Origin of the sequence: Falsiroseomonas bella (assembly GCF_003173615.1) — a bacterium.
In the GTDB taxonomy this organism is placed as follows: Bacteria; Pseudomonadota; Alphaproteobacteria; order Acetobacterales; family Acetobacteraceae; genus Falsiroseomonas; species Falsiroseomonas bella.
Map to the genome: position 1 here is coordinate 643,816 of NZ_QGNA01000002.1, position 22,849 is coordinate 666,664.

The window sequence follows — 22,849 nt, forward strand, 5'->3', positions numbered from 1 at the left end:
AACCATGCAGGGACCCATCATCGGACGGCGCGGCGCCATCGCCGCCGGCCTTGGCGCCGCGGGCGCATTCGCGGCGGGATCGCCGGCACGCGCCTTCGAGCGCGACGGCAACCGCAAGATCTTCGTCTTCGCCGGGGGCCAGCCCGTTCCCGTGCTGGACCCGCATGTCCGCTACGACTGGTCGACGCGGCTGATCCAGCAATCCGTCTACGACGCGCTGGCGAAATACGTGAACGATCCGCCGCAGATCGTGCCGTGGCTGGCCGAGCGGTGGGAGAGCAACCCGGCGCAGACCGTGTGGACCTTCCACCTGGTGCGGAACGCCAAGTTCCACAACGGCGATCCGGTGGATGCCGAGGCGGTGCGCTATTCCTTCGAGCGCGGGCTGCGGCTGAACAAGGGCGTCGCATGGATGCTGAAGGACGTGCTGGCGCCGGAGGCGATCAAGGCGGTGGACGCGCATACGGTGCAGTTCACGCTCACCCGGGCGATGCCGAGCTTCATCACCTATGTGCCCCTCTGGTTTATCGTCAATCCGAAGCAGGTGCAGGCGAATGTCGCCAACAACGACTACGGCGAAGGCTGGCTGACCCGCAACGAGGCCGGGTCCGGCCCGTTCAAGGTACGCCGGTTCGAGCCGCAGTCGGTGATCCAGCTCGATGCGGTGGCGGACTACTGGAAGGGCTGGCCGCAGGGCGACCAGCGGCGGCTCTCGGGGTTCATCTATCGCATTGTCCGTGAGCCCGCGGCCCGCCGCGCCATGCTGCAGCGTGGCGAGGTGGACATGATCACGGAAGTGCCGGCGGACGACTTCGAGCTGCTGAAGAACGCGCGCGGCATCAAGCCCGAGGACCACAAGGGCTTCACCACCTTCGCCATCACCATGAACACGACGAAGGGGCCGACGGCCGACCTGAACGTACGCAAGGCCATCGCCCATGCGATGGACTACGATGCGCTGATCCAGATCCACAACGGCGCCGCGACGCTGCTGGACAGCCCTTTCCCGGATGCGATCCCCGGCCATGTCGCGGTGCCCGGCATCCCGCGGCGCAACCTGGAGAAGGCGCGTGAGTTCCTGGCGAAGAGCGCGCATCCGAATGGCGGGTTCGAGCTGGAATACGTGCATGTGCAGGGCCTCGAGGATCCGCGTCGCATCGGCCTCGCGCTGCTGAACTCGCTGCAGCCGCTGAACATAAAGGTCAACATCGTCGCCCAGCCCTGGCCGACCATGGTCGCCCGCGGCAGCAAGGCGGAGACGGCGCCCGACATGGTCAGCGTCTATGTCACGCCGGTCTGCACCGACCCGGATGTGATCGCCGGCAAGTACCACACCCGCGCCCATGGCCAGTTCTGGGGCATGCATCACCTGACCGATGCGCAGATCGACGGTTGGGTTGACGCCGCCCGTGTCGAGACCGACGAGGCGAAGCGCAACGCGCTCTATGCGGATGTGCAGAAGCGCGTGGTCGATCTGCAGCCCGAGATCTTCGGCATGCTGGCGAATCGGCGCTGGCTGATGCGCGACTATTTGCGCGGCTTCCAGTACTGTCCGCTGCGCCTGACCGGCGAATTCGACCTGTATCCGATGTGGGTCGACGCGGCCTGACGCCGCCATGGCGCTGTTCGTCCTGCGGCGGCTGATGCTGACCGGGCTGATGCTGTTCGGCCTGGTCCTCATCACCTTCGTGGTTTCGAATGTCGCGCCCTCCGACCCCGCGGCGCTGGCCGCGGGGCCCGACGCCACGCGCGACATGGTGGAGACGATCCGCAAGGAATACGGGCTGGACAGGCCGCTGCCCGAGCAGTTCGTCCATTATGTCGGCGGTCTCCTCACCGGCGATCTCGGCCGCTCCATCGTCACCACGCGCAGCGTGATGGAGGATCTCGGCCGCTATTTCCCGGCCACGCTGGAACTCGTGCTGCTCTCGATGACCTTCGGCGTTCTGGTCGGCGTTCCGCTCGGCATGCTCTCGGCGGTCCTTAAGAACCGGGCGCCGGACCATGCGACGCGCTTCGTCGCGGTCTCCCTGGTGGCGCTGCCGGCCTTCTGGTTCGGTATCCTGCTGCAGCTGCTGTTCTCGGTGCAGCTCGAATGGCTGCCGACCTCGGGCAGGCTCGACATCGCCACGCCGCCGCCGCCCTTTGTCACGGGCATGCTGCTGGTGGACAGCGTGCTGGCGGGCCAGTGGGCGACCTTCGCGGATGCGCTGCGCCACGCGGTGCTGCCGGCGCTGGTGCTCTCCTTTCCCTGCCTCGCCTCCATCCTGCGCGTGAACCGGGCGGAGATGATCGAGGTGATGGCGGCGGACTACGTCACGGCCGCGCGCGCGCACGGCATCTCGCGGCTGCGCGTGGTCTGCGTGCTGGCGCTACGGAACGCCATGCTGCCGACGCTGGCGATCATCGGGCTGCGCTGGGGCTGGATGCTCGGCTCGACGGTGCTGGTGGAGACCGTGTTCGACTGGCCGGGCATCGGGCTCTATGCCGTCTCCTCCGCGATCGCGGGCGACTTCAAGCCGGTGATGGGCGTGACGCTGCTGATCGGCGTGAACTTCATGATCATCAACCTGATCGTGGACCTGCTCTATGGCGTGCTCGATCCCAGGCTGAGGGCGACGTCATGAGCCTTGCCCTGCGGCGCGCAAGCTTCGCGGAGCGCCACGCCGCCAGCCTGCGGCAGTTGCGCTTCTTCGCCTGGAGCTTCGGGCGCAGTCCGTCCTCGATGCTGGGGCTCGCCATCGTGCTGGGCTTCCTGCTTGTGGCGGCATTCGGCCCCTGGATCGCGCCGTATCCGCTGGATGCCGAGGGCGCGATGAATCTCGGCAACCGCCTGAAGCCGCCAGCCGCCGCGCATTGGTTCGGCACGGACGAGATGGGGAACGACCTCTTCTCCCGCGTGGTGCTCGCGACGCGTACCTCGCTCTGGGTCGGGCTGACCATCGTCGGCATGGCGACCGTCATCGGCGTGCCGCTCGGCATCGCCGCGGGCTATTTCGGCGGGGTCGCGCGCGCCGTCATCATGCGCGTCACCGACGTCTTCCTCTCGGTTCCGGGCATCGTTCTGGCGCTGGCCATCGTCGCGGCGCTCGGCCCCGGCATCCTGAACGGCATCATCGCGCTCTCGATCGTGTGGTGGCCCGGCTATGTGCGGCTGGTGGAGGCGAAGGCGCTGGCGCTGCGCAACGAGCCCTTCGTGGAGGCGGCGCGGGCGGTCGGCGCGAGCAACCTGCGCATCCTGGCGGTCCACATCCTGCCGAACTGCACCTCTCCGATCATCGTCAAGGCGTCCATGGACATGGGTCTTGCGATCCTGGCGGCGGCCTCGCTCGGATTCATCGGTCTGGGCGCCAAGCCACCGGCGCCGGAATGGGGTGCCATGATCTCCGTCGCGCGCACCTACATGCCGAATTGGTGGTGGTATGCGGTGTTCCCGGGCCTCGCGATCTATCTCACCGTGCTGGGCTTCAACCTGTTCGGCGACGGGCTGCGTGACATCCTCGATCCGAAGAGCAACCGCGGTTGAGCGCATTGCTCGAGATCAGCGGCTACCGGCTTGCCTTCGACGGGTTCGAGGGCCGCGCCCATGTGCTCGACGGCATCGACCTGACGGTGGCCGAAGGCGAGACGGTCGGCATCGTCGGCGAGACCGGCTGCGGCAAGTCCGTGCTCGCGCGTTCCGTCGCGCGCCTTGTGGACATGCCGCCCGGTTGCGTGCCGGGCGGCGGCATCCGCTTCGCCGGGCAGGATGTCTTCGCCATGGACCAGCGTGGGCTCGCGCGGCTGCGCGGCCACGGCGTGGCGATGATCTTCCAGGACCCGATGACCTATCTGAACCCGGTCTTCTCGATCGGGTCGCAGATGGTGGACGTGATCCGGGCGCATGACCGGGCGGAGGGGAAGCCGAAGCGCGCGCGCGCCGCCGCACGCGACGCCGCGGCGGAACTGTTGGACGCCGTGCGCCTGCCGGATCCCGGCCGCCTGCTGGACCGCTACCCGCATGAGCTGTCGGGCGGCATGCGGCAGCGCGTGCTGATCGCGATGGCGCTGACGGGCACGCCGCGCCTGCTGGTCGCGGACGAGCCGACCACGGCGCTGGACGTGACGATCCAGGCGCAGGTCTTGCGCCTGATCGCCGAACTCGTCGCCGCGCGCAGGCTGACGCTGATGCTGATCAGCCATGATCTCGGCGTGATCGGCGCGCTCTGCCGGCGCGTCGTCGTGATGTATGCCGGCACGATCGTGGAGGATGGCGCGGCGGATGTGCTGTTCGCGGCACCGCGGCATCCCTACACGCGCGGCCTGCTCGCCGCGGTGCCGGACCTGGCGCGGCCCGCGCATCGCGCGCGCCCGATCCCGGGGCATATCCCGAACCTGCTGCAGCCGCCGCCCGGTTGCCGGTTCCATCCGCGCTGCGAGCTGGCCGTCGGGCGCTGCGTGGCGGAGAAGCCGCCATTGCGGCAGGTCGATGGCCGTCTGGTCGCCTGCCATCGCGCCGAGGAAGCGGCAGCATGAGCGGCGCGCTGCTCGAGGTGCGGGGCCTCGCCAAGCGCTACGCCCAGAAGGGCGGGAGGGTGCTGCGCGCGGTGGATGGCGTGGATCTGCGCCTCACTGCAGGAGAATCGCTCGGGCTCGTTGGTGAGTCCGGCTGCGGCAAGTCCACGGTCGCGCGGCTGGTGCTGCGGTTGATCCCGCCGAGCGGTGGCGAGATCCGCTTCCAGGGCCGCGACATCGCTTCGCTCGGAGAGGATGCGCTGCGTCCGCTGCGGCGCGACATGCAGATCATCTTCCAGAATCCGCATTCCGCGCTGAACCCGCGCCGCACCGTCTTCGCCTCGGTGGCGGAGCCGCTGGTCGTGCAGGGTACCAGCCGTGGCACCGAGGCCCAGGCGCGCGTGACGGAACTGCTGCGCCAGGTGGGGCTGCCGGAAAGCTTCCTCTGGCGCTTCCCGCATGAGCTGTCCGGCGGGCAGAAGCAGCGCGTCTGCATCGCGCGCGCGCTTGCCCTGGCGCCGAAGCTGCTGGTGCTGGATGAGCCGACGAGCGCGCTGGATGTCTCCGTGCAGGCGCAGATCCTGGACTTCCTGCAGGAGCTGCGCGGCAGCCTCGGCCTCACCTACCTGTTCATCAGCCACAACCTGGCAGTGGTGCGGCAGGTCTGCGACCGCGTCGCGGTGATGTATCTCGGCCGCATCGTGGAGGAAGGCCCGGTGGAGACGATCTTCGCCGCGCCGCGGCATCCCTATACCCGCGCGCTGATCGGCTCCGTGCTGCCGCCGCGGCCGTCGTGCCTGCCGGAGGCCGCGCTTGCCGGCGACGTGCCGAATGCAGCCGAGATTCCGCCGGGCTGCCGCTTCGCGCCCCGCTGCCCGATCCGGATGGAGCGCTGCCTGGGCGACGATCCGGCGCTGGCGGGCGACGGATCGCACCGCGTCGCCTGCTGGGCGGCGTGAGGAAGGGGGAGGCGCGCATGCTGCAGGTGCTCGTCATCGGCCAGGCACCGCGCCCGGAACTCGCGGCGGAGATCGAGGCCGCCATCCCTGGCGTGCCGATCCGCATGGGCGGTGCGCTGGATGGCCTGACGCGCGACGAGATCGCGGCGCTTGCGCCGCATGAAGGCGCCGACACGCTGTTCACCGTGCTGCCCGGCGGCGAGGCGGTCACCGTCTCCAAGGCGGCCGTCACGCGCCGCCTCCGCGCAAGGCTCGCCGCTGCGGATGGGCCCGTGCTGCTGGCCTGCACCGGGCATTTCGACGGCCTGCCTGCGCGCCCGGGCCTGGTGCAGCCTTCCGCCGTTCTGGATGCGCTGGCCGCCGCGCTGCTGCCGCGCGGGCGGCTCGGCCTCTTCCTGCCGCTGCCCGAGCAGGAGGAGGCTTTCGGGGATGCGCGCTGTCGCGACGGGTTGGAGGTGACGACGGTTGCGCTGAGGCCGTATTCCGACGACGCGGCGCGCTGTGCGGCGGCCGAGCGCATGGCGGCTGCACGGCCTGACCTCGTCCTGCTGGACTGCATGTCCTACACGCGGCGGGACAAGGCTGTGGCGTGCGCGGCGCTGGCCTGCCCGGTCCTGCTGTCCATCGCCGTCGCCGCCCGGGCCGCGGCCTCGCTGCTGTCGGAAGGCTGAGCGCGCCGGCGGGCCGACGGGGTCCGCCGACGATCAGACATTGTGCAAATCTTGCATATCGTTTAGGCGGAATCGTCCTGCATGGGACCTCGGCTGCTGCCGGTCCAGTGCGGCACAAAGCTTGCTGTGGGAGCGCGGCTGCACTCCTCGGGAGGGCGCCGGAACGGAACTGGAGAGAACACAATGAAAAGAACGGGTCTGCGCGCGCTACTGCTCGGCGTGGTCGCGCTCGCCGGCGTTGTGGGCACCGCGGCGGCACAGGAGCGTGTGCTGCGCATCGGCATGACGGCGGCGGACATCCCCCGCACGCTCGGCCAGCCGGACCAGGGCTTCGAGGGGAACCGCTTCACCGGCATCCCGCTCTATGACGCGCTGACCCATTGGGACCTCTCGAAGGCGGACCAGGCCTCGGTGGTCATCCCTGGCCTCGCCACGGAATGGGCAGTGGATGCGAACGACCGGACCAAGTGGGTGTTCCGCCTGCGCCCCGGCGTGCGCTTCCATGACGGCAGCCCGTTCAACGCGGCGGCCGTGGTGTGGAACGTCCAGAAGGTGTTGGACCAGAACGCGCCGCATTTCGACCAGAGCCAGGTCGGCGTCACCGTCAGCCGGATGCCCACGCTGCGCAGCGCGCGCGCGATCGACGAGCTGACGGTGGAGCTCACCACTTCCGAGCCCGACAGCTTCCTGCCGATCAACCTGACCAACCTGTTCATGGCCTCGCCCGCGCATTGGCAGGCGAAGTTCAACGCCGTGCCCGCCAGCGTGACGGATCCCCGCGCGCGCGCGCAGCAGGCCTGGGCCGCCTTCGCGGCCGATCCCTCCGGCACCGGGCCGTTCCGCGGCGCCCGCTTCGTGCCGCGCGAGCGCTTCGAGATGACGGCGAACCGCGACTACTGGGACGCCGCCCGCCGCCCGCAGATCGACCGCGTGGTGCTGCTGCCGATCCCTGAGGCGAATGCGCGCACCGCCGCGCTGCTCGGCAACCAGGTGGACTGGATCGAGGCGCCGGCGCCGGACGCCGTGCCGCAGATCACACGCCGCGGCTTCGTCATGTACCAGAACGCCCAGCCGCATGTCTGGCCGTGGCAGTTCTCCTTCGTGGAAGGCTCGCCCTGGCTTGATCGGCGCGTCCGCCACGCCGCCAATCTCTGCGTCAACCGCGAGGAGATGAAGCAGCTCCTCGGCGGGCTGATGGAGACCCCGCGCGGCTCCGTGCCGCCGGGCCATCCCTGGTGGGGCAACCCGTCCTTCAACATCCGCTACGACCTGCCCGAGGCGCAGCGCCTGATGCGTGAAGCCGGCCATTCGCCGCAGCGGCTGCTGCAGGTGCGTGTGCTGACCTCGGCCTCCGGCTCGGGCCAGATGCAGCCTGTTGTGATGAACGAGTTCCTCCAGCAGGCGCTGCGTGAGTGCTACTTCGACGTGCAGCTGGAAGTGGGCGAGTGGAACGCCGTCTTCACCAACTGGCGCGAGGGCGCGCGGCATCCGAACGCCCGCGGCGCGAACGCGATCAACGTCACCTTCGCCACGATGGACCCGTTCTTCGCCATGGTGCGCTTCGTCTCCTCCGCGACGCAGCCGCCGGTGTCGAACAACTGGGGCCATTTCGTGAACCCCGAGTTTGACCAGCTGATCGCCGCGGCGCGCACCACCTTCGACGCGGCCGGCCGCGACGCGGCACTCGCGCGCCTGCATGCCCGGATCGTGGAGGAGGCGCCGTTCCTCTGGGTCGCGCATGACGTCGGCCCCCGCGCGATGAGTGCACGGGTCAAGGGCGTGGTGCAGCCGCGTTCCTGGTTCATCGACATCGCGACGATGCGCATCGAGTAAGGGAGCCGGGGCGCGTCATGATCACGGCGCGCCCCTTCCACGCATGACCCTGTTCCTTCTGCGGCGGCTGCTCTACGCGCTGCCCATCGTCCTTGGCGTCTCGCTGGTCTGCTTCGCGCTGGTGCATATCGCGCCGGGCGATCCGCTGATCTCCGTGCTGCCGCCCGACGCAACGGATGAAGTCCGCGCGCGCATGATGGCGGCCTATGGCTTCGACCGGCCCTATCACGAGCAGTTCCTGCTCTGGGCCTGGCGTGCGCTGCACGGCGATCTCGGTATGTCCATCGCCACCGCGCGGCCCGTGGCGTCGGAAGTGATCCGTGCCGTGGGCAACACGCTGATCCTCGCCGTGGCGGCGACCGTGATCGGCTTCGCCTTCGGCCTGCTGTTCGGCGTCGTCGCCGGCTATTTCCGCGATTCCTGGATCGACAAGGCGGCGTCGACGCTCGCGGTGGTGGGTGTCTCGGTGCCGCATTACTGGCTCGGCATGGTGCTGGTGATCATCTTCTCCTCCGAGCTCGGCTGGCTGCCAGCCACCGGCATGGGGCCCTCGGGCTCCTCGGGCTGGGTGCCGGATCTCGAGCACCTGAAGCACCTGGCGCTGCCGGCGCTGACGATGAGCGTGATCCCGATGGGCATCGTCGCGCGCACCACGCGCGCGCTGGTGGCCGAGATCCTCAGCCAGGATTTCGTCGGCGCGCTGCGCGCCAAGGGCCTCTCGGAAGGCGGCGTGTTCCGGCACGTGGTGAAGAACGCCGCGCCGACCGCGATCGCGGTGATGGGGCTGCAGCTCGGCTACCTGCTCGGTGGCTCGATCCTGATCGAGACGGTCTTCTCATGGCCCGGCACGGGCTTCCTTCTCAACAACGCGATCTTTCAGCGCGACCTGCCGCTGCTGCAGGGCACTATCCTGGTGCTGGCGCTGTTCTTCGTGGTGCTCAACCTGGTGGTGGATGTGGTGCAGACGCTTCTCGATCCGCGGATCCAGCGGGCATGAGCGTCCTGACATCCGCTCGCCCTCAGGTGGTCGCCATTGAGGCTTCGGAGGGCTACTGGCGCTCCGTGCTCCGGCGCTTCCTGAAGGACAAGGTCGCGGTCGCGGCCGCGATCGTGGTCCTCGCCATCGTCCTGGCGGCGCTGTTCGCTCATTGGATCGCGCCGATGGACCCCTATGCGGGCCGCACCTTCCGCCGGCTGCGCCCGATCGGCACGGAGGGCTTCCCGCTCGGCACGGATGAGCTCGGCCGCGACATGCTCTCGCGCCTGATCGTCGGCGCGCGCATGTCGCTGCTGATGGGCGTGACGCCGGTGCTGATCGCCTTCGGCATCGGCTCCGTCCTCGGCATTGCCGCGGGCTTCATCGGCGGCTGGTTCAACACCGCGGTGATGCGCACGGTGGACGTGTTCTATGCCTTCCCCTCCGTGCTGCTCGCCGTCGCGCTTTCCGGCGCGCTGGGGGCGGGGCTCGGCAATGCGATGCTCTCCCTGACCATCGTCTTCATCCCGCCCATCGTGCGGGTCGCGGAGGCGGTGACCACGCAGGTGCGGGCGCGCGACTACGTCGAAGCCGCGCGCGCGTCCGGCGCATCCGCGCTGACCATCGTGCGGGTGCATGTTCTGGGCAACGTGCTGGGACCGATCTTTGTCTACGCCACCAGCCTGATCTCGGTCTCGATGATCCTGGCCTCGGGCCTGTCCTTCCTTGGCCTCGGCGTACGCCCGCCGGAGCCGGAATGGGGGCTGATGCTGAACACGCTGCGCACGGCGATCTACGTCCAGCCCTGGGTCGCGGCGCTGCCGGGCCTCTGCATCTTCGTCACCTCCATAGCCTTCAACATGTTCTCGGACGGCCTGCGCTCGGCCATGGACGTCAAGGCATGACCTCGCCGGCGACTCCCCTGATCTCCGTCACCGGGCTGGCCAGGCACTTCGCCGTCCGCCGCGACCTGCTCGGCCGCCCGATCGCCGTGGTGCGTGCGGTGGACGGCGTGGACTTCACCGTCCGCAAGGGCGAGACGCTCGGCATCGTCGGCGAGAGCGGCTGCGGCAAGTCCACCACCGCCCGCCTGATGCTGAAGCTGATCGAGCCGGATGCCGGCGAGATCGTCTTCGACGGCGCCGAGGTGGGCGGGCGCGACCTGCCGCTCAAGGAGTTCCGACGCCAGGCGCAGATCGTCTTCCAGGACAGCTACGCCTCGCTGAACCCGCGCCTGACTATCGAGGCCTCGATCGCCTTCGGACCGCAGGTGCACGGGCTTCCGGCGCGGCAGGCGGTGGAGCGTGCGCGCGCGCTGCTCGCCCGCGTGGGCCTCGAGCCCGCGCGCTTCGCCGGCCGCTACCCGCATGAGCTGTCCGGCGGCCAGCGCCAGCGCGTGAACATCGCTCGCGCCCTGGCCTTCGAGCCTCGGCTGCTGGTGCTGGACGAGGCCGTCTCCGCCCTCGACAAGTCCATCGAGGCACAGGTGCTGAACCTGCTCGTGGACCTCAAGGAGGAGTTCGGGCTGACCTATGTCTTCATCAGCCACGACCTGAACGTGGTGCGCTTCATGTCGGACCGCGTGATGGTGATGTATCTCGGCAAGGTGGCGGAGATCGGGCCGGCGGATGCCGTCTTCGCCACGCCGCGCCACCCCTATGCCGGCGCGCTGCTGCGCTCCATGCCGTCGATGGATCCGGACAACCGGACGGAGGAGGCGCCGATCAGCGGCGATCCGCCGAGCCCGATCAACCCGCCGCCAGGCTGCCGCTTCCACACGCGTTGCAGCCTTGCGGAGCCGGTGTGCGCGCAGCGCGCGCCGGTGCTTGGCGGTGGCGATCACGGCGTGGCGTGCCTGATGCACGAAGCCGGCTCCGGCCATTCGCGCGCCGTGGGAGCGGCGGCATGAGCGCGGTCGAGCTGCAAGGCCTGAATGTGACTTTCACCGGCGGCACGAAGCCCGTTCGCGCCGTACGGGGCGTGGACCTTGGCGTGGATCGCGGCGAGACGGTCGCGCTGCTCGGCGAGTCCGGCTCGGGCAAGTCCGTCACGCTGCGCGCCTTGCTGCGCCTGAACCCGGAGCGGAAGTCCAGGATCGAGGGCAGCATCCGCGTCGCGGGCCAGGACGTGATGGCGCTGCGTGGCCGGGCGCTGGAGGACTTCCGGGGCAAGGTCGCCTCGATGATCTTCCAGGAACCCTCGCTCGCGCTCGATCCCGTCTATACGCTCGGCGCGCAGATCGCCGAGACGGTGGTGAAGCACGAAGGCGGCTCGCGGGCGGCGGGCTGGGCGCGTGCGCTCGAATTGTTCCGCCGCGTGCGCATCCCGGAGCCGGAGCGGCGGCTGAACGCATATCCGCACGAGATGTCGGGTGGGATGCGGCAGCGCGCGATGATCGCGCTCGCGCTCGCCTGCAGGCCGCAGGTTCTGCTTGCGGACGAGCCAACCACCGCGCTGGACGCGACGGTGCAGATCCAGGTGCTGCTGCTGCTGCGCGAGCTGCAGCGGGAGTTCGGCCTGGCCACTATCTTCGTCACCCACGACATCGGCGTTGCGGTGGAGGTCGCGGACCGCATCGCCGTGATGTATGCCGGCCGCATCGTGGAGACCGGGCCGGTGCGCGAGATCATCCGCAACCCGCGCCACCCCTATACGATAGGCCTGCTGCGCGCGCGCATGGGCCATGAGCAGAGGCGCGGCGCGAGGCTCGAGGCGATCCCCGGTGCGCCGCCCGATCTCTCCGCGCTGCCGCCGGGCTGCGCCTTCGCCCCGCGCTGCCGCTTCGCCGAGCCGGTCTGCTCGGTGCAGGACCCGGCGGAGGAAGCCGTGGCGCCGCAGCATCTGGTTCGCTGCCTGCGCAGCGCGGCGACGCTCGCCCCGGCCGGCTGACCGCCACCTCGTCTTGCTCCGCGCTGCGCCGGGGTGCGTAATGCCGCCCTCCGGCGCAGTGCCGCGCTGTTTCGACGGGGCGATGCCATGAATGCGATCCTCGTGAAGGGTGGCCTGCTGATCGACGGCACAGGCCGCGCGCCGCTGCAGGGCGGCGCCGTGCTGGTCGAGAACGGGCGCATCGCGGCGGTCGGCCGGCGGGAGGAGATCGCTGCGCCGCCCGGCGCCACCGTGATCGACCGCGGCGAGGAGACGCTGCTGCCCGGCCTGGTGGACGCGCACACGCATCTCTCCATCGTCCCGGGCCTCGGCAACCAGGGCGGCCAGTTGAAGAGCCGCGCGGCGCAGGCGATGCTGCGCGCCATCCCGAACATGCGGAAGGACCTGCTCTCCGGCGTCACGACGATGCGCGTGGTGGGCGAGGAGCACTTCCTCGACATCGACATCCGTGACGCCGTGGCGGCGGGGCGCATCCCCGGCCCGCGGCTGCGCGTGGCGACGCGGCCCATCGCGGCGCGGCACGGCCATGGCACGGCGCTGACGGCGAGCGACGGGCCGGAGGAGATCCGCCGCCACATCCGCGAGAACCTCGCCGCCGGCGCCGACCTGATCAAGTTCTTCGCCACCGGCGGCACATCCTCCGCGCGGGCCGCGGCGGACACCTGCTTCTACTCGCCCGAGGAGATCCGGCTGATCGTGGAGGAAGCGCATCGCGACGGCCGGCCAGCGGCGGTGCATGCGCATGGCGGCCCGGCGATCCGCTGGTGCGTCGAGGCGGGCGTGGACACGATCGAGCACTGCAAGCTCGCGACGCCCGAGGACTTCGAGATGATGCGCCGGGCGGGCACCTGGATGGTGGCGAACCACGCCATCTCCTTCCATCCCGAGGGGATCGAGGGCGGCGACGGCGGCAATCCGCGCATCATGGAGAAGCTCGCCATCTCCCGCCGCCGCGCGCCCGTTACCTTCGGCCACGCGCTGCAGAGCCGCGTGAAATGGGCGCTGGGGACGGATTCCATGCATGGCCTGCTGTGGTTCGAGGCGCAGAAGGCGGTGGAGTTCGGCGCCACGCCGGAACAGGCGCTGGCCGCCGTCACGTGCAACGCCGCCGATGCGATCGGGATGCTTGCGGACATCGGCACGCTGGAGCCGGGCAAGTGCGCCGACATCGTATCGGTGCGCGGCAATCCGCTGCGCGACATCGCTGCGCTGCGCGAGGTCGGGGTGGTGATGAAGGACGGACGGCGCTTCGACCAGCTTTCGGCGGAGTAGCCGGCGCGGCCCCTGGCGCGGGCTCAGGCGAAGTGGCAGGCCACCGCGACGCCGTCGCCTGTGGCGCGCAGCGGCGGGTCTTCCTCCGCGCAGCGCGGCGCGGCCATGGGGCAGCGGTCGCGGAAGCGGCAGCCGGAAGGCGGCGTGCGCGCATCCGGCACGTTGCCCTTGATCGGCAAGGGATCGCGCGGCTGGTCCACGCGGGGCAGCGGCACCGCCTGCACCAGGGCGCGCGTGTAGGGGTGGCGCGGCTCGCGCACCACCTCCTCGGTCGGCCCTTCCTCCACGACGCGGCCGAGATACATCACCAGCGTCCGGTCGCAGACATAGCGCACCAGCGCGAGATCATGGCTGATGTAGAGCGCGGCGACGCCGAGCGTCTCCCGCGCCTCGCGCATCAGGTTCAGGATGCCGGCGCGAACCGAGACGTCCAGCATCGAGACCGGCTCGTCCGCCACCAGGAAGCTCGGCTCCAGGATCAGCGCGCGTGCCAGCACGACGCGCTGCAACTGCCCGCCCGAGAGCTCGTGCGGGAAGCGGGGCAGGTAGCGCTCTGCTTCCGCCAGGCGCACGCGCCGCATGGCGAGCGCGATGCGGTCGTCCCATTCCGCGCGCGGGATGCGCATGTTGCGCAGCGGCTCCACCAGGCTGTCGCGGATGGTCAGGCGCGGGTTCAGCGCGTCGAAGGGGTTCTGGAAGACCAGCTGCGCCTGGCGCCGGAAGCCGCGCATTCCTTCCTTGTCGAGGCGCGACAGATCCGTGCCGCGGAAGGTGATGCTGCCGGAGGTCGGCTCCAGCAGGCGCAGCAGCAGCCGCGCCGTCGTGGTCTTGCCGCAACCCGATTCGCCGACGATCGCCGCCGTCTGACCAGGCGCGAGGCTGAGTGAGATGCCGTCCACCGCGCGCACGATGGGGCGGCGCCCGGCCATCACGTCGGCGAAGCTGCGCGGCGCGGCGAAGTGCATGGTGAGGTCGGTGGCCTCGATCAGCGTCGCCACGTCGCGGCCTCCCCGGCAAGCGGGCGCAGCGCCGCGGCTTCGTCCGACCGCCAGCAGGCGGCTGCGTGGCCGTCCACTTCCGTGCGCAGCGGCGGTTCCTCGGCGACGCAGCGTGCTTCCGCGAAGGGGCAGCGAGGGGCGAAGCGGCAGCCCTTCGGCGGATCGAGCAGGTTGGGCGGGCTGCCCTCGATCGGGACGAGCTCGCCGGCGGCGCGCTCGAGGTCGGGGAAGGCGTTGTTCAACCCCATCGTGTAGGGGTGACGCGGGCGCTCCAGCACGTCGCCGACGCGCCCGGATTCCACCACGCGCCCGGCATACATCACGACGACGCGGTCGCAGGCATAGGCGACGACGCTGATGTCATGCGTGACCAGCACGACCGAAAGCCTGAGCCGCGCCTGCAATTCCTTCAGCACGTCCAGCACCTGGCGCTGCACGATGACGTCCAGCGCCGTCACCGGCTCGTCCGCCAGCACCAGCTTGGGCTCGAGCGCCAGCGCCATGGCGATGGAGGCGCGCTGCTTCATCCCGCCAGAGAACTGATGCGGATAGTCGTCCAGGCGCCGTGCATCGATGCCCACCAGGGCGAAAAGCTCCTCGGCGCGGGCGCGTGCCTGCGAACGGGAACGCCCGCCGCGCTCGACCAGCACCTCCTCGATCTGGCGTCCGACGCGATAGACGGGATCAAGGGCGTTCATCGCCGTCTGCGGGATGAAGGCCATCTCCTTCCAGCGCAGCGCGCGGCGTTCGCGCTCCGAGAGCCGGATCAGGTCGCGACCCTCGAACAGCACGGGGCCGCCGAGGATGTCGGCCGTGCGCGGCACGACGCCCATGACGGCGCGTGCGACCGTGGTCTTGCCGCAGCCGGATTCGCCGACGAGGCCCACCACCTCGCCACGCGGGACGGAGAAGCTTGCGCTGTCCACCGCATGCACCGGGCCCTGCGACGTGCGGTAGCGGACGGTGAGGTCCCGGATGGAGAGCAGGTCTTCCAACGCTCAGGACCTCAGCTTCGGGAACAGGATCTCCTCGTAGCCGCGGCTGATGAAGAAGCCGGCGAGCACGACGAGCACGATGCAGAGTCCGGGCGGGATGAACCAGTTGTAGGCGCCGCGCCCCATCGCCTGACTGGCATACGCGTCCTGCAGCATGCCGCCCCAGGAGATCACGCTGGGATCGCCGAAGCCGAGGAAGCTGGCCGAGGCTTCGGTCAGGATCGCCCAGCCGACGGCTATCGAGCCGTAGAGGAAGGACAGCGGCAGGATCGAGGGCGCGACATGCACGAACAGGATGCGCCAGGTGGAGCAGCCGGTGACGCGCGCGGCCTCCACGAAGGCGCGCTCCCGCACGGTCAGCACTTGGCTGCGGATCACGCGCGCAGTGTTCGGCCACAGCAGCACGGCGACGCTGAAGACGATGGTCGCCGTGCCGGGCCGCGTCAGCGCCGCGAGCACGATGACGAAGGGCAGGAAGGGCAGGCCCAGCACCACATCGGCCAGCCGCATCACGACCGTGTCCACCCACCCGCGGAAGAAGCCGGAAAGCAGGCCGAGCAGCGTGCCGATCGCGGCGACGCAGAAGGCTGCCGTCAGCCCCACCACCACGGCGCTACGGCTTCCATAGACGAGCTGCGAGAAGATGTCCCGCCCGCCATGCGTCGTGCCGAGCAGATGGTCCCAGGACATCGGCAGGTTGCGCGCGATGCGGTAGCGCCCGGTGTAGAGGATCTCGGACGGGTCATGCGTCGCGATCCGGTCCGCGAAGATCGCGACCAGGATCAGCGCCAGGTAGATCAGCGTGCCGGCCAGCGCGAACCAGTCGCGCGAGGCGATCCGCAGCACGCGCCCGATCTGTCCCGACGCGGTGCGCCAAGCCGATGGCCGCGCAGGGGCCATGACGGCGCCTTCAGCCCTTGCGTCCATGCGACACCCGCGGATCAAGCCAACCATAGAGAAGATCGGCGACGAGGTTCATCAGAACCAGCACCGCCGCGATGATGAGGAAGGCGCCCTGAGCCAGCGGATAGTCGCTGCCCTGCACGGCGGTGACGAGCATGCGCCCGAGGCCGGGCCAGGAGAACACCGTCTCCACCACCACATTGCCGCCGACCGATCCGCCGATGCCCAGTGCGAAGGCGGTGGCGACCGGAAGCAGCGCGTTGCGCGCCGCGTGGCGGATGACGATGGTCCATTCAGAGAGGCCCTTCATGCGGGCCATGGTGACGAACTCGTCCTGCATCACCTCCAGCATGGTGCTGCGCATCAGCAGCAGCGGCAGCCCCTGCAGATAGACCGCCAACGCGAGCGCGGGCAGGAGCAGGTGATAGAGGAAATCCAGGCTGAACAGCCTCTCCCACTCGCTGCCATACTCGGCGCCGGCGCTCGCCGCGCCACCCGAGGGGAACCAGCCATAGCCGAAGGCGAAGATCGCCAGAAGGATCATGCCGAGCCAGAATTCCGGCGCCGCGCGGGTCGCCAGCACCAGCGGAATGGCGACGCCTTCCGTCAGGCTGCCGCGCTTCCAGGCCAGGAAGGCGCCGGCGATGACGCCGAAGATGTAGGCGACGATCAGGGCGGAGAGCGTGAGCGCCACCGTCAGCGGCAGCGCCTCCAGCACCAGCTCCAGCACCGGCCGGCCCTGCAGGAAGCTGTTGCCGAGCTCACCGCGCAGCAGGTTCTTCAGGTAGATCAGGTATTGCACGTACAGCGGCTGATCGAGCCCGAAGGCCACCAGCATGTTCTGCCGCTGCTCCTCCGTCATGGAGGTGTCGATGTAGTTGAGCGTGGGGTCGCCCGGCATCAGGCGGAACATCAGGAAGCACAGCGTCGCCACGACCCACAGGACGAAGACCGCCTGGATCAGGCGTTGCCCGACATACCCCACGCTCGCGATCCGCTCCGGCTCAGTTCGGCGTCGTCTGCTCGCGCGTGCCGGCCGGGTAGTGCAGCCGGCCGTTCACGACGCGATAGCCCGCCTCCTGCAGGATGCGCTGCGCCTGATCGAGGCCGGAGGGCAGCATCCCCACGATCCCCTCGCGGTGCCAGAAGGGCAGGGCGGGCGAGACGTGGCTGTTGGCCGGTTCCGCGAAGCCGTTCCACGCCGCCTCCGCCATCAGCTCACGGTTCACCGCGGCGGAAAGGGCGCGGCGGAAGGCCGGGTCGTTGAAGGGCGGCCGACGCATGTTCCAGCCGAGGAACTGGAAGCCGACATCCACCGCCTCGTTCATGACGATATTGCGGTTGCGCGAGACCAGCTGCTTCACCAGGTCCGGGTCGCCCGTGTAGTCGGCGAGGAAGTTGATCTCGCCGCGGTTCAGCATGCCGAGCGTGGCTTCCACGTTCTGCACGATGCGCAGGATCCAGCGCTCGATCTTCGGTGCGGCCCAGTGGTCGGCGTTGCGCTCCAGCACGATCTCCTCGGAGAGGCGGGCGCGCGACACCTTGAAGGGGCCGGAGCCGATCGGGCGTTCCACGACGAAGCGCTCGATGTTCTCCGGGCGGTTCTGGTAATCGCGCAGCACCGGTTCCCAGGCGGACTTCTGGATGATGTTGAGCTTTGCGAGGGAGGAGGTGAAAAAGCCCGCATCGGCCTGTTTCAGCGTGATGCGGAAGCTGCGGTCGCCGGTCTTCTCGACCTTCGCAATGTTGAGCACGAAGGGCCGGTACATCGGCACCTCGTTGCCGATCGCCGGCGCTTCGAAGCTGAAGATGCAGTCGTCCACCGTCACGGGCGAGCCATCGTGGAACTTCATGCCCTGGCGGATGGTGATGTCGATGGTGGTGGGGTCCACCTGCGTCACCGTCTCGGCCGCCCAGGGGCGCGGCAGGCCGTCCGGCCCGATGCGCATGATGCGGTCCCAGACCAGCTCGGTGACCCAGGAATCCGTGGCGCCGCTGATCCAGAGCGGATGGATCGCCTGCACCGGCTCCGATGCGTTCAGCACCATGTCGCGGCGGTTGCCCACCGGCTCCACGCCCAGATAGGTCCAGATGTTCCGAAGGCCGAGGCCGGCTTGGTTGACCAGCGTGCCTTCCCGCAGTTGCGCCTTGTTGAAGGCGTGGACCTGCTTCGGATGCACCAGGAACAGATAGGGCTGGCCCTGGTTCACCCGCTCCTGGGCGGCGCGGATGATCTCGCGCCGCCGGTCTGGGTTTGTCTCCACGCGCTGCGCTTCGGCAAGGCGGTCGTATTCCGGGTCCGCCCAGCCGACGAAGTTGAAGCCGGTCGGCGCCGTGGAGGAGTGGAACAGGTTGAACACCAGCTCATCCGGGTCGCTGCGTTCCGGGCGGCCGACCATCTGCCACATGGTCATGTCCCATTCCTGGCGGCGGTTCCACACCACCTCGGACTGCTGCTGGCGGGGCAGGGGACGGATCTCCACGTCAAGACCCAGCTTGCGCCATTCCTGGGCGATGATCTCGGCGGCTTGGTAGGCCTGCGGATTGTTCGATTGCGGGCGGCTCAGGATCACCAGCTTGCGGATCGGATCGCCCGCCTGCTGCGCCGCCGCGCCGCGCGCGCCGAGGCCACCGGCAGCCAGCGCCGCGGCGATGGCCGTCCCCTGGATCAAGTCACGACGACGCATGGTCGACCTCCCGCTTCCCAGATGTCTGCCCGCGCTGGCGGCCTGCGCGTCCGTATCCGCGCCGCACGCCCGCTTCTCTCCCGGTGGGTCAGTTTGACGCAGGCGCCGCCGATTGCAACCGCGTCCACACCCTCTTTTCGTGCGTCGCGGCGGGTGACAGCCTGCGCTTCGATCCGCCACTGCCTGGGAAGGGAGCACCCGTGATCACCGAACAGGAACGCCGTCTGCTCGACGCCGTCAGCCTCGACGCACCGTGGGAGCTGGTCGAGACCTTCTCCCGCATGCCGCGCTGGCGGCCTGAAGACGTGAACAAGGGCGCCGACGCCATCGCCGACCGGTTGCGCCGCCTCGGCGTGCCGGTGACGATGCATGAGCCGGAGATCTACCTCTCCATCCCCCTCTCCGCCTCGGTCGAGGCCGGCGGCGTCACGCACCGCGCCAAACCGCCCTCGATGTCCCTTTCGGTGCCGGAAGGCCGGAGGGCGAAGCTGGTCTATCTGCCGGCGAACCAGAAGGCGCTGCGATCCTATTCGCGCGACGTGCAGGAGCTGTTCGGCGGCACCATCGCGTCCGAGGACGAAGCGCGCGCCAAGGTCGCCGGCTGCATCGTGGTCACCGAAGGCTTCGGCAACCCGGCGCTCAGCTCGCTGGTCGAGGAATGGGGTGCGGTTGGCCTGATCGCCTGCAATCCGGGCGTGGACATCCACTGGGGCACCTGCACGACGATCTGGGGCACGCCCGACCTCGACGACCTGCCGCGCAAGCCGAAGATCCCGGTCGTCGCGGTGAACAAGGCGACGGGCGAGGCGCTGATGGCGCTGGCGCGCGAGGGCGGCGAGGCGACGATCCGCACCGAGATGCTGGAGGGCTTCTTCCCGCAGAAGATCCCCGTCGTGGACATCCCTGGCGACGAGACCGACTACGTGCTGCTGCACGGCCACTACGATTCCTGGGACGTCGGCGTCGGCGACAACGCCACGGGCGACGCCACGATGCTGGAGATTGCGCGCGTGCTGTGGGCCAATCGCGGCCAGCTTCGCCGCGGCGTGCGCATCGCCTGGTGGCCCGGCCATTCCACCGGCCGCTATGCCGGCAGCACCTGGTTCGCCGATGCCTTCGCGCTCGACCTCGATGCGCATTGCGTCGCACAGGTGAACTGCGACAGCCCGGGCTGCCGCTGGGCGAGCAGCTTCCACGCCACCACGACCATGAGCGAAACGGCCAGGCTGGTGGAGGCCGCGATCAAGGACATCGTGCCCGACGCCGTGTTCAAGACGAAGCGGCCGAACCAGGCGGGCGACTACTCCTTCAACAACATCGGCATAAGCAGCTTCTACATGCTGAGCTCGACCATGCCGGACGACCTGCGCAAGGAGAAGAACTACTACGACGTCTCGGGCTGCGGCGGGAACATCGCCTGGCACACCGAGAACGACCAGCTGGAGATCGCGGACAAGGACAATCTGCTGCGCGACATCCGCATCTACCTGCTCTCCGTGCTGCGCCTGACGCAGCCGGAGCTGCTGCCCTTCGACTGGGTGGCGGTCGCGGAGGAATTTGCCGCCACGGTGGATCGCTATGCCAAGGCGGCGGCCGATCACGCCGACCTCTCGCCGGCGAAGGAGGCGACGGCCGCCTTCCACGCGGCCGTGGCGCGGCTGCAGGGCGACGCGGCGGCAGGCCGCCTGCCGGCCGCCCGCGCCAATGCGCTGTCCAAGGCGATGGCGCGCATCCTGGTGCCGATCAACTTCACCCGCACGCCGCGCTTCGCGCATGATCCGGCCTTCACCGCGCCGCCACTGCCGGGGCTTGCCGTGGCGGCGGAGCTGCCGCGCGCGCGTGGCGCCATGCTCGGCTTCGCCAAGACACAGCTGCTGCGCGGCCAGAACCGCTACGTCGCCGCGATGCGGGACGCGACCCGGCTGGTGGGTTGAGCGCGTGGCCGGGGGAGGGGGCGTCCTCCCCTGGCGTCCCCGCTACTCCAGCGTCTCGAGCAGCCGCCGCATCAGCCGCGCGCGCGGCACGAGCGAGGCGACGTAGAGCTGTTCGTAATCGGTGTGGCCGCCCTTGCCGTCCACGCCGAGGCCGTCGAGGGTCGGCGCGATGTCGGCGGTGAAGTTGCCGTCGCTGCCGCCGCCGGTCTTCAGGTCCTGCAGCTCGAAGCCGATCCCGGCGGCCAGGGCCTTCGCATGCTCGAACAGCGCGGCGATGCCCGGCAGCTTCTCATAGGCCGGGCGGTTCATGCCGCCGGTCACCGTCACCGTCACGTCGGGCCCGATCGGCTTCAGGCCGGTGACCTTGGCGACCATCTCCTCGGCGATGGCCGGGGAGGGGACGCGCATGTCCACCAGCGCATGCGCCTCCTCGGCCACGACATTCGCGCGCGTGCCGCCGCTGATTTTGCCGACATTGAGCGTGATGCCGCGTTCGTAGTCGGTGAAGCCGTGCAGCACCAGGATTTGCCGCGCCAGCTCCTCGATGGCGCTGCGGCCATCCTGGTGGCGGCTGCCGGAATGGGCGGGGCGGCCCTTCACATGCACCTCGAAGCGCGCCGTGCCCTTGCGCGCCGTCACGATCTTCCCGCCCTCCCGCGCCGGCTCCGTCACCAGCACGTATTTCGCCTGCCTGGCCAGATCGCGGATGAGATCGGCGCTGGTCGGGCTGCCCACCTCCTCGTCGCTGGTGAAGAGGTGCGTCACCGGCAGCGCCACGTTCTGCCGCTCCGCGATCAGCTCGCGCAGCGCGGCCAGCGCGATATAGGCGCCGCCCTTCATGTCGTAGATGCCGGGCCCGAAGGCCGAGCCGCCCTCCACGCGGAACGGCATGCGCGTGAGCGAGCCGAGCGGATGCACCGTGTCGAGATGCGACATCACCAAAATGCCCTTCTCGCCGGGCGTGCCCCAGGGGCTTCGCACGATCAGGTGGTCGCCGAAGCCGTCTCGGCCGGGGATGCGTTCCGCGCGCGCGCCGAAGGCCTCGGCCTCCGCCGCCACCTTGGCCATCAGCGCGGAGATCTGCTCGGGCGCGTCGGTCGGGGTCTCATGCTCGACCCAGGCACGGATGCCGTTGAGCAGCGCGTCGGTGGCGAACTCGGCCATGCTGGCAATTCCTTCGTGGCGGGATAGGCTCGCCCGATCACAACAGGCCGCGCGCGGCGCGGCAAGGCAGCGGGGTGGGGATGCGCGCGATCCAGTGGCGCCGGAACGGGCCGGCGCGCGAGGTTCTGGAACTGGTGGACCTGCCGCGGCCGGAGCCTGGCCCGGGCGAGGTGCTGGTCCGCGTGCATGCCTCCGGGGTCAATCCGCACGACACCAAGGCGCGCGCGGGCTGGCGCGGCGTGGTCCACGCGGGCGGCCCGATGATCCCGCACAGCGACGGTGCCGGCGTGATCGAGGCCGTCGGCGCCGGCGTGGAGGCGGCGCGCATCGGCAAGCGCGTCTGGCTGTTCGGCGCGCGGCATGGACAGGGCACCTGCCGGGACTTCTGCACGTTGCCCTCGTCGCAGGCGGTGTCGCTGCCGGACGAGGTGAGCATGGCGGGGGGCGCGGCGCTTGGCGTGCCCTGCCTCACCGCTCATCTGGCGCTGTTCTCCGATGGGCCGATCGCCGGGAAGACGGTGCTGGTGCAGGGCGGGGCAGGGGCGGTGGGCATGGCGGCGGTGCGCTTCGCCGCGCAGGCCGGCGCGCGGGTGATCGCCACCGCCAGCACCGAGGGCAAGCGAGCCGCGGCGACGCAGGCCGGCGCCGCCGAGGCGTTGGACTACCGAGCCCCAGACGTCGCCGAGCGCATCCTGGCGCTGACCGATGGGCGCGGTGTGGACCGGATCGTCGAGGTGGATTTCGGCGCCAACCAGGCGCTGGACGGCGCGGTGATCGCGCCGCATGGCGTCATCGCCGCCTATTCCTCGACGCGCGAGCCAAGGCCGGTGCTGGACTACTACGTCTTCGCGAAGAAGGCCGTCACGCTTCGCTTCGTGCAGGCCATGCTGCTGCACGGCCCGGCACTGGAGGCCGCGGTGCGCGACACTGCGGCCGCCGTCGCCGCGGGCTGGATGCGCGTGCCCATCGCCGCCACCTTCCCGCTGGAGCGCGCGGCGGAGGCGCATGAGGCGCTGGAAGCGGGCGCGATGGGCAAGGTGGTCGTGACGCTGGAATGAGGCTGATCTAGCATTC

20 protein-coding genes are annotated in these 22,849 nt (G+C 69.9%); 14 read left to right on the top strand and 6 right to left on the bottom strand.

The window, feature by feature from the left end:
* Positions 1-4 precede the first annotated feature (4 nt).
* The 12 genes from DFH01_RS11285 to DFH01_RS11340 all read left to right on the top strand — a co-directional run bounded on the left by DFH01_RS11285 (position 5) and on the right by DFH01_RS11340 (position 13,094).
* Positions 5-1,609, top strand: coding sequence for an ABC transporter substrate-binding protein (locus tag DFH01_RS11285; protein WP_109870523.1), 1,605 nt, complete (start codon positions 5-7; stop codon positions 1,607-1,609).
* A gap of 7 nt (positions 1,610-1,616) precedes the next feature.
* A complete protein-coding gene (locus DFH01_RS11290; protein ID WP_109870524.1) occupies positions 1,617-2,627 on the top strand; it encodes an ABC transporter permease in 1,011 nt (336 codons plus the stop codon).
* On the top strand, positions 2,624-3,526 hold the full coding sequence (locus tag DFH01_RS11295) for an ABC transporter permease (RefSeq protein ID WP_109870525.1): 903 nt from the start codon (positions 2,624-2,626) through the stop codon (positions 3,524-3,526). Before DFH01_RS11290 ends, DFH01_RS11295 begins: the two co-directional genes overlap by 4 nt.
* Positions 3,523-4,515 (top strand): ABC transporter ATP-binding protein, encoded by a 993-nt coding sequence (locus DFH01_RS11300; protein WP_109870526.1) that lies wholly within the window; start codon positions 3,523-3,525, stop codon positions 4,513-4,515. Before DFH01_RS11295 ends, DFH01_RS11300 begins: the two co-directional genes overlap by 4 nt.
* Positions 4,512-5,453 (top strand): ABC transporter ATP-binding protein, encoded by a 942-nt coding sequence (locus tag DFH01_RS11305; protein WP_109870527.1) that lies wholly within the window; start codon positions 4,512-4,514, stop codon positions 5,451-5,453. The genes DFH01_RS11300 and DFH01_RS11305 overlap by 4 nt, the downstream gene beginning before the upstream one ends.
* A gap of 17 nt (positions 5,454-5,470) precedes the next feature.
* Positions 5,471-6,124, top strand: a complete 654-nt coding sequence (locus DFH01_RS11310) for an AroM family protein (RefSeq protein ID WP_109870528.1) — start codon at positions 5,471-5,473, stop codon at positions 6,122-6,124.
* Positions 6,125-6,307: 183 nt separating this feature from the next.
* Entirely contained in the window at positions 6,308-7,957 is a 1,650-nt protein-coding gene (locus DFH01_RS11315) for an ABC transporter substrate-binding protein (protein ID WP_109870529.1), read from the top strand.
* A gap of 43 nt (positions 7,958-8,000) precedes the next feature.
* Positions 8,001-8,954 (top strand): ABC transporter permease, encoded by a 954-nt coding sequence (locus DFH01_RS11320; protein ID WP_109870530.1) that lies wholly within the window; start codon positions 8,001-8,003, stop codon positions 8,952-8,954.
* Complete coding sequence (locus DFH01_RS11325) at positions 8,951-9,838, top strand: ABC transporter permease (protein WP_109870531.1); 888 nt, start codon at positions 8,951-8,953, stop codon at positions 9,836-9,838. Before DFH01_RS11320 ends, DFH01_RS11325 begins: the two co-directional genes overlap by 4 nt.
* On the top strand, positions 9,835-10,842 hold the full coding sequence (locus DFH01_RS11330; protein ID WP_109870532.1) for an ABC transporter ATP-binding protein: 1,008 nt from the start codon (positions 9,835-9,837) through the stop codon (positions 10,840-10,842). Before DFH01_RS11325 ends, DFH01_RS11330 begins: the two co-directional genes overlap by 4 nt.
* The gene (locus DFH01_RS11335) at positions 10,839-11,822 is read left to right on the top strand and encodes an ABC transporter ATP-binding protein (protein ID WP_109870533.1); all 984 of its coding nucleotides are present in this window, start codon (positions 10,839-10,841) and stop codon (positions 11,820-11,822) included. The genes DFH01_RS11330 and DFH01_RS11335 overlap by 4 nt, the downstream gene beginning before the upstream one ends.
* A gap of 87 nt (positions 11,823-11,909) precedes the next feature.
* Positions 11,910-13,094, top strand: coding sequence for an amidohydrolase family protein (locus DFH01_RS11340; protein ID WP_109870534.1), 1,185 nt, complete (start codon positions 11,910-11,912; stop codon positions 13,092-13,094).
* Positions 13,095-13,117: 23 nt separating this feature from the next.
* Here the strand turns inward: DFH01_RS11340 and DFH01_RS11345 are convergent, their stop codons facing one another.
* The 5 genes from DFH01_RS11345 to DFH01_RS11365 form a co-directional block, all read right to left on the bottom strand.
* On the bottom strand, positions 13,118-14,092 hold the full coding sequence (locus DFH01_RS11345; RefSeq protein WP_233256070.1) for an ABC transporter ATP-binding protein: 975 nt from the start codon (positions 14,090-14,092) through the stop codon (positions 13,118-13,120).
* Positions 14,080-15,087: an ABC transporter ATP-binding protein gene (locus DFH01_RS11350; RefSeq protein WP_199231203.1), complete on the bottom strand. Its 1,008-nt coding sequence runs from the start codon at positions 15,085-15,087 to the stop codon at positions 14,080-14,082. Before DFH01_RS11350 ends, DFH01_RS11345 begins: the two co-directional genes overlap by 13 nt.
* A 3-nt stretch (positions 15,088-15,090) precedes the next feature.
* Positions 15,091-15,933 (bottom strand): ABC transporter permease, encoded by an 843-nt coding sequence (locus DFH01_RS11355; RefSeq protein ID WP_199231204.1) that lies wholly within the window; start codon positions 15,931-15,933, stop codon positions 15,091-15,093.
* A 64-nt stretch (positions 15,934-15,997) separates the two neighbouring features.
* Positions 15,998-16,975: an ABC transporter permease gene (locus tag DFH01_RS11360; RefSeq protein WP_109870536.1), complete on the bottom strand. Its 978-nt coding sequence runs from the start codon at positions 16,973-16,975 to the stop codon at positions 15,998-16,000.
* 19 nt (positions 16,976-16,994) lie between these two features.
* On the bottom strand, positions 16,995-18,677 hold the full coding sequence (locus DFH01_RS11365) for an ABC transporter substrate-binding protein (RefSeq protein WP_109870537.1): 1,683 nt from the start codon (positions 18,675-18,677) through the stop codon (positions 16,995-16,997).
* A gap of 200 nt (positions 18,678-18,877) precedes the next feature.
* Between DFH01_RS11365 and DFH01_RS11370 the strand changes: the two genes are divergently transcribed.
* Positions 18,878-20,611, top strand: coding sequence for a M28 family metallopeptidase (locus tag DFH01_RS11370; protein ID WP_199231205.1), 1,734 nt, complete (start codon positions 18,878-18,880; stop codon positions 20,609-20,611).
* Positions 20,612-20,653: 42 nt separating this feature from the next.
* Here DFH01_RS11370 and DFH01_RS11375 read toward each other — a convergent pair whose 3' ends face one another.
* Complete coding sequence (locus DFH01_RS11375; RefSeq protein ID WP_109870538.1) at positions 20,654-21,775, bottom strand: M20 family metallopeptidase; 1,122 nt, start codon at positions 21,773-21,775, stop codon at positions 20,654-20,656.
* Between the two features lie 80 nt (positions 21,776-21,855).
* Here DFH01_RS11375 and DFH01_RS11380 point away from each other — a divergent pair, with 80 nt between their 5' ends.
* On the top strand, positions 21,856-22,833 hold the full coding sequence (locus DFH01_RS11380; protein WP_109870539.1) for an NADPH:quinone reductase: 978 nt from the start codon (positions 21,856-21,858) through the stop codon (positions 22,831-22,833).
* Positions 22,834-22,849: the final 16 nt, after the last annotated feature.

Bases quoted from the DNA above. Each gene is read 5' to 3' on its own strand.
- DFH01_RS11285 (WP_109870523.1), top strand. From the start codon at position 5: ATGCAGGGACCCATCATCGGACGGCGCGGCGCCATCGCCGCCGGCCTT.
- DFH01_RS11290 (WP_109870524.1), top strand. From the start codon at position 1,617: ATGGCGCTGTTCGTCCTGCGGCGGCTGATGCTGACCGGGCTGATGCTG.
- DFH01_RS11295 (WP_109870525.1), top strand. From the start codon at position 2,624: ATGAGCCTTGCCCTGCGGCGCGCAAGCTTCGCGGAGCGCCACGCCGCC.
- DFH01_RS11305 (WP_109870527.1), top strand. From the start codon at position 4,512: ATGAGCGGCGCGCTGCTCGAGGTGCGGGGCCTCGCCAAGCGCTACGCC.
- DFH01_RS11310 (WP_109870528.1), top strand. From the start codon at position 5,471: ATGCTGCAGGTGCTCGTCATCGGCCAGGCACCGCGCCCGGAACTCGCG.
- DFH01_RS11315 (WP_109870529.1), top strand. From the start codon at position 6,308: ATGAAAAGAACGGGTCTGCGCGCGCTACTGCTCGGCGTGGTCGCGCTC.
- DFH01_RS11320 (WP_109870530.1), top strand. From the start codon at position 8,001: ATGACCCTGTTCCTTCTGCGGCGGCTGCTCTACGCGCTGCCCATCGTC.
- DFH01_RS11325 (WP_109870531.1), top strand. From the start codon at position 8,951: ATGAGCGTCCTGACATCCGCTCGCCCTCAGGTGGTCGCCATTGAGGCT.
- DFH01_RS11330 (WP_109870532.1), top strand. From the start codon at position 9,835: ATGACCTCGCCGGCGACTCCCCTGATCTCCGTCACCGGGCTGGCCAGG.
- DFH01_RS11335 (WP_109870533.1), top strand. From the start codon at position 10,839: ATGAGCGCGGTCGAGCTGCAAGGCCTGAATGTGACTTTCACCGGCGGC.
- DFH01_RS11340 (WP_109870534.1), top strand. From the start codon at position 11,910: ATGAATGCGATCCTCGTGAAGGGTGGCCTGCTGATCGACGGCACAGGC.
- DFH01_RS11365 (WP_109870537.1), bottom strand. From the start codon at position 18,677: ATGCGTCGTCGTGACTTGATCCAGGGGACGGCCATCGCCGCGGCGCTG.
- DFH01_RS11375 (WP_109870538.1), bottom strand. From the start codon at position 21,775: ATGGCCGAGTTCGCCACCGACGCGCTGCTCAACGGCATCCGTGCCTGG.
- DFH01_RS11380 (WP_109870539.1), top strand. From the start codon at position 21,856: ATGCGCGCGATCCAGTGGCGCCGGAACGGGCCGGCGCGCGAGGTTCTG.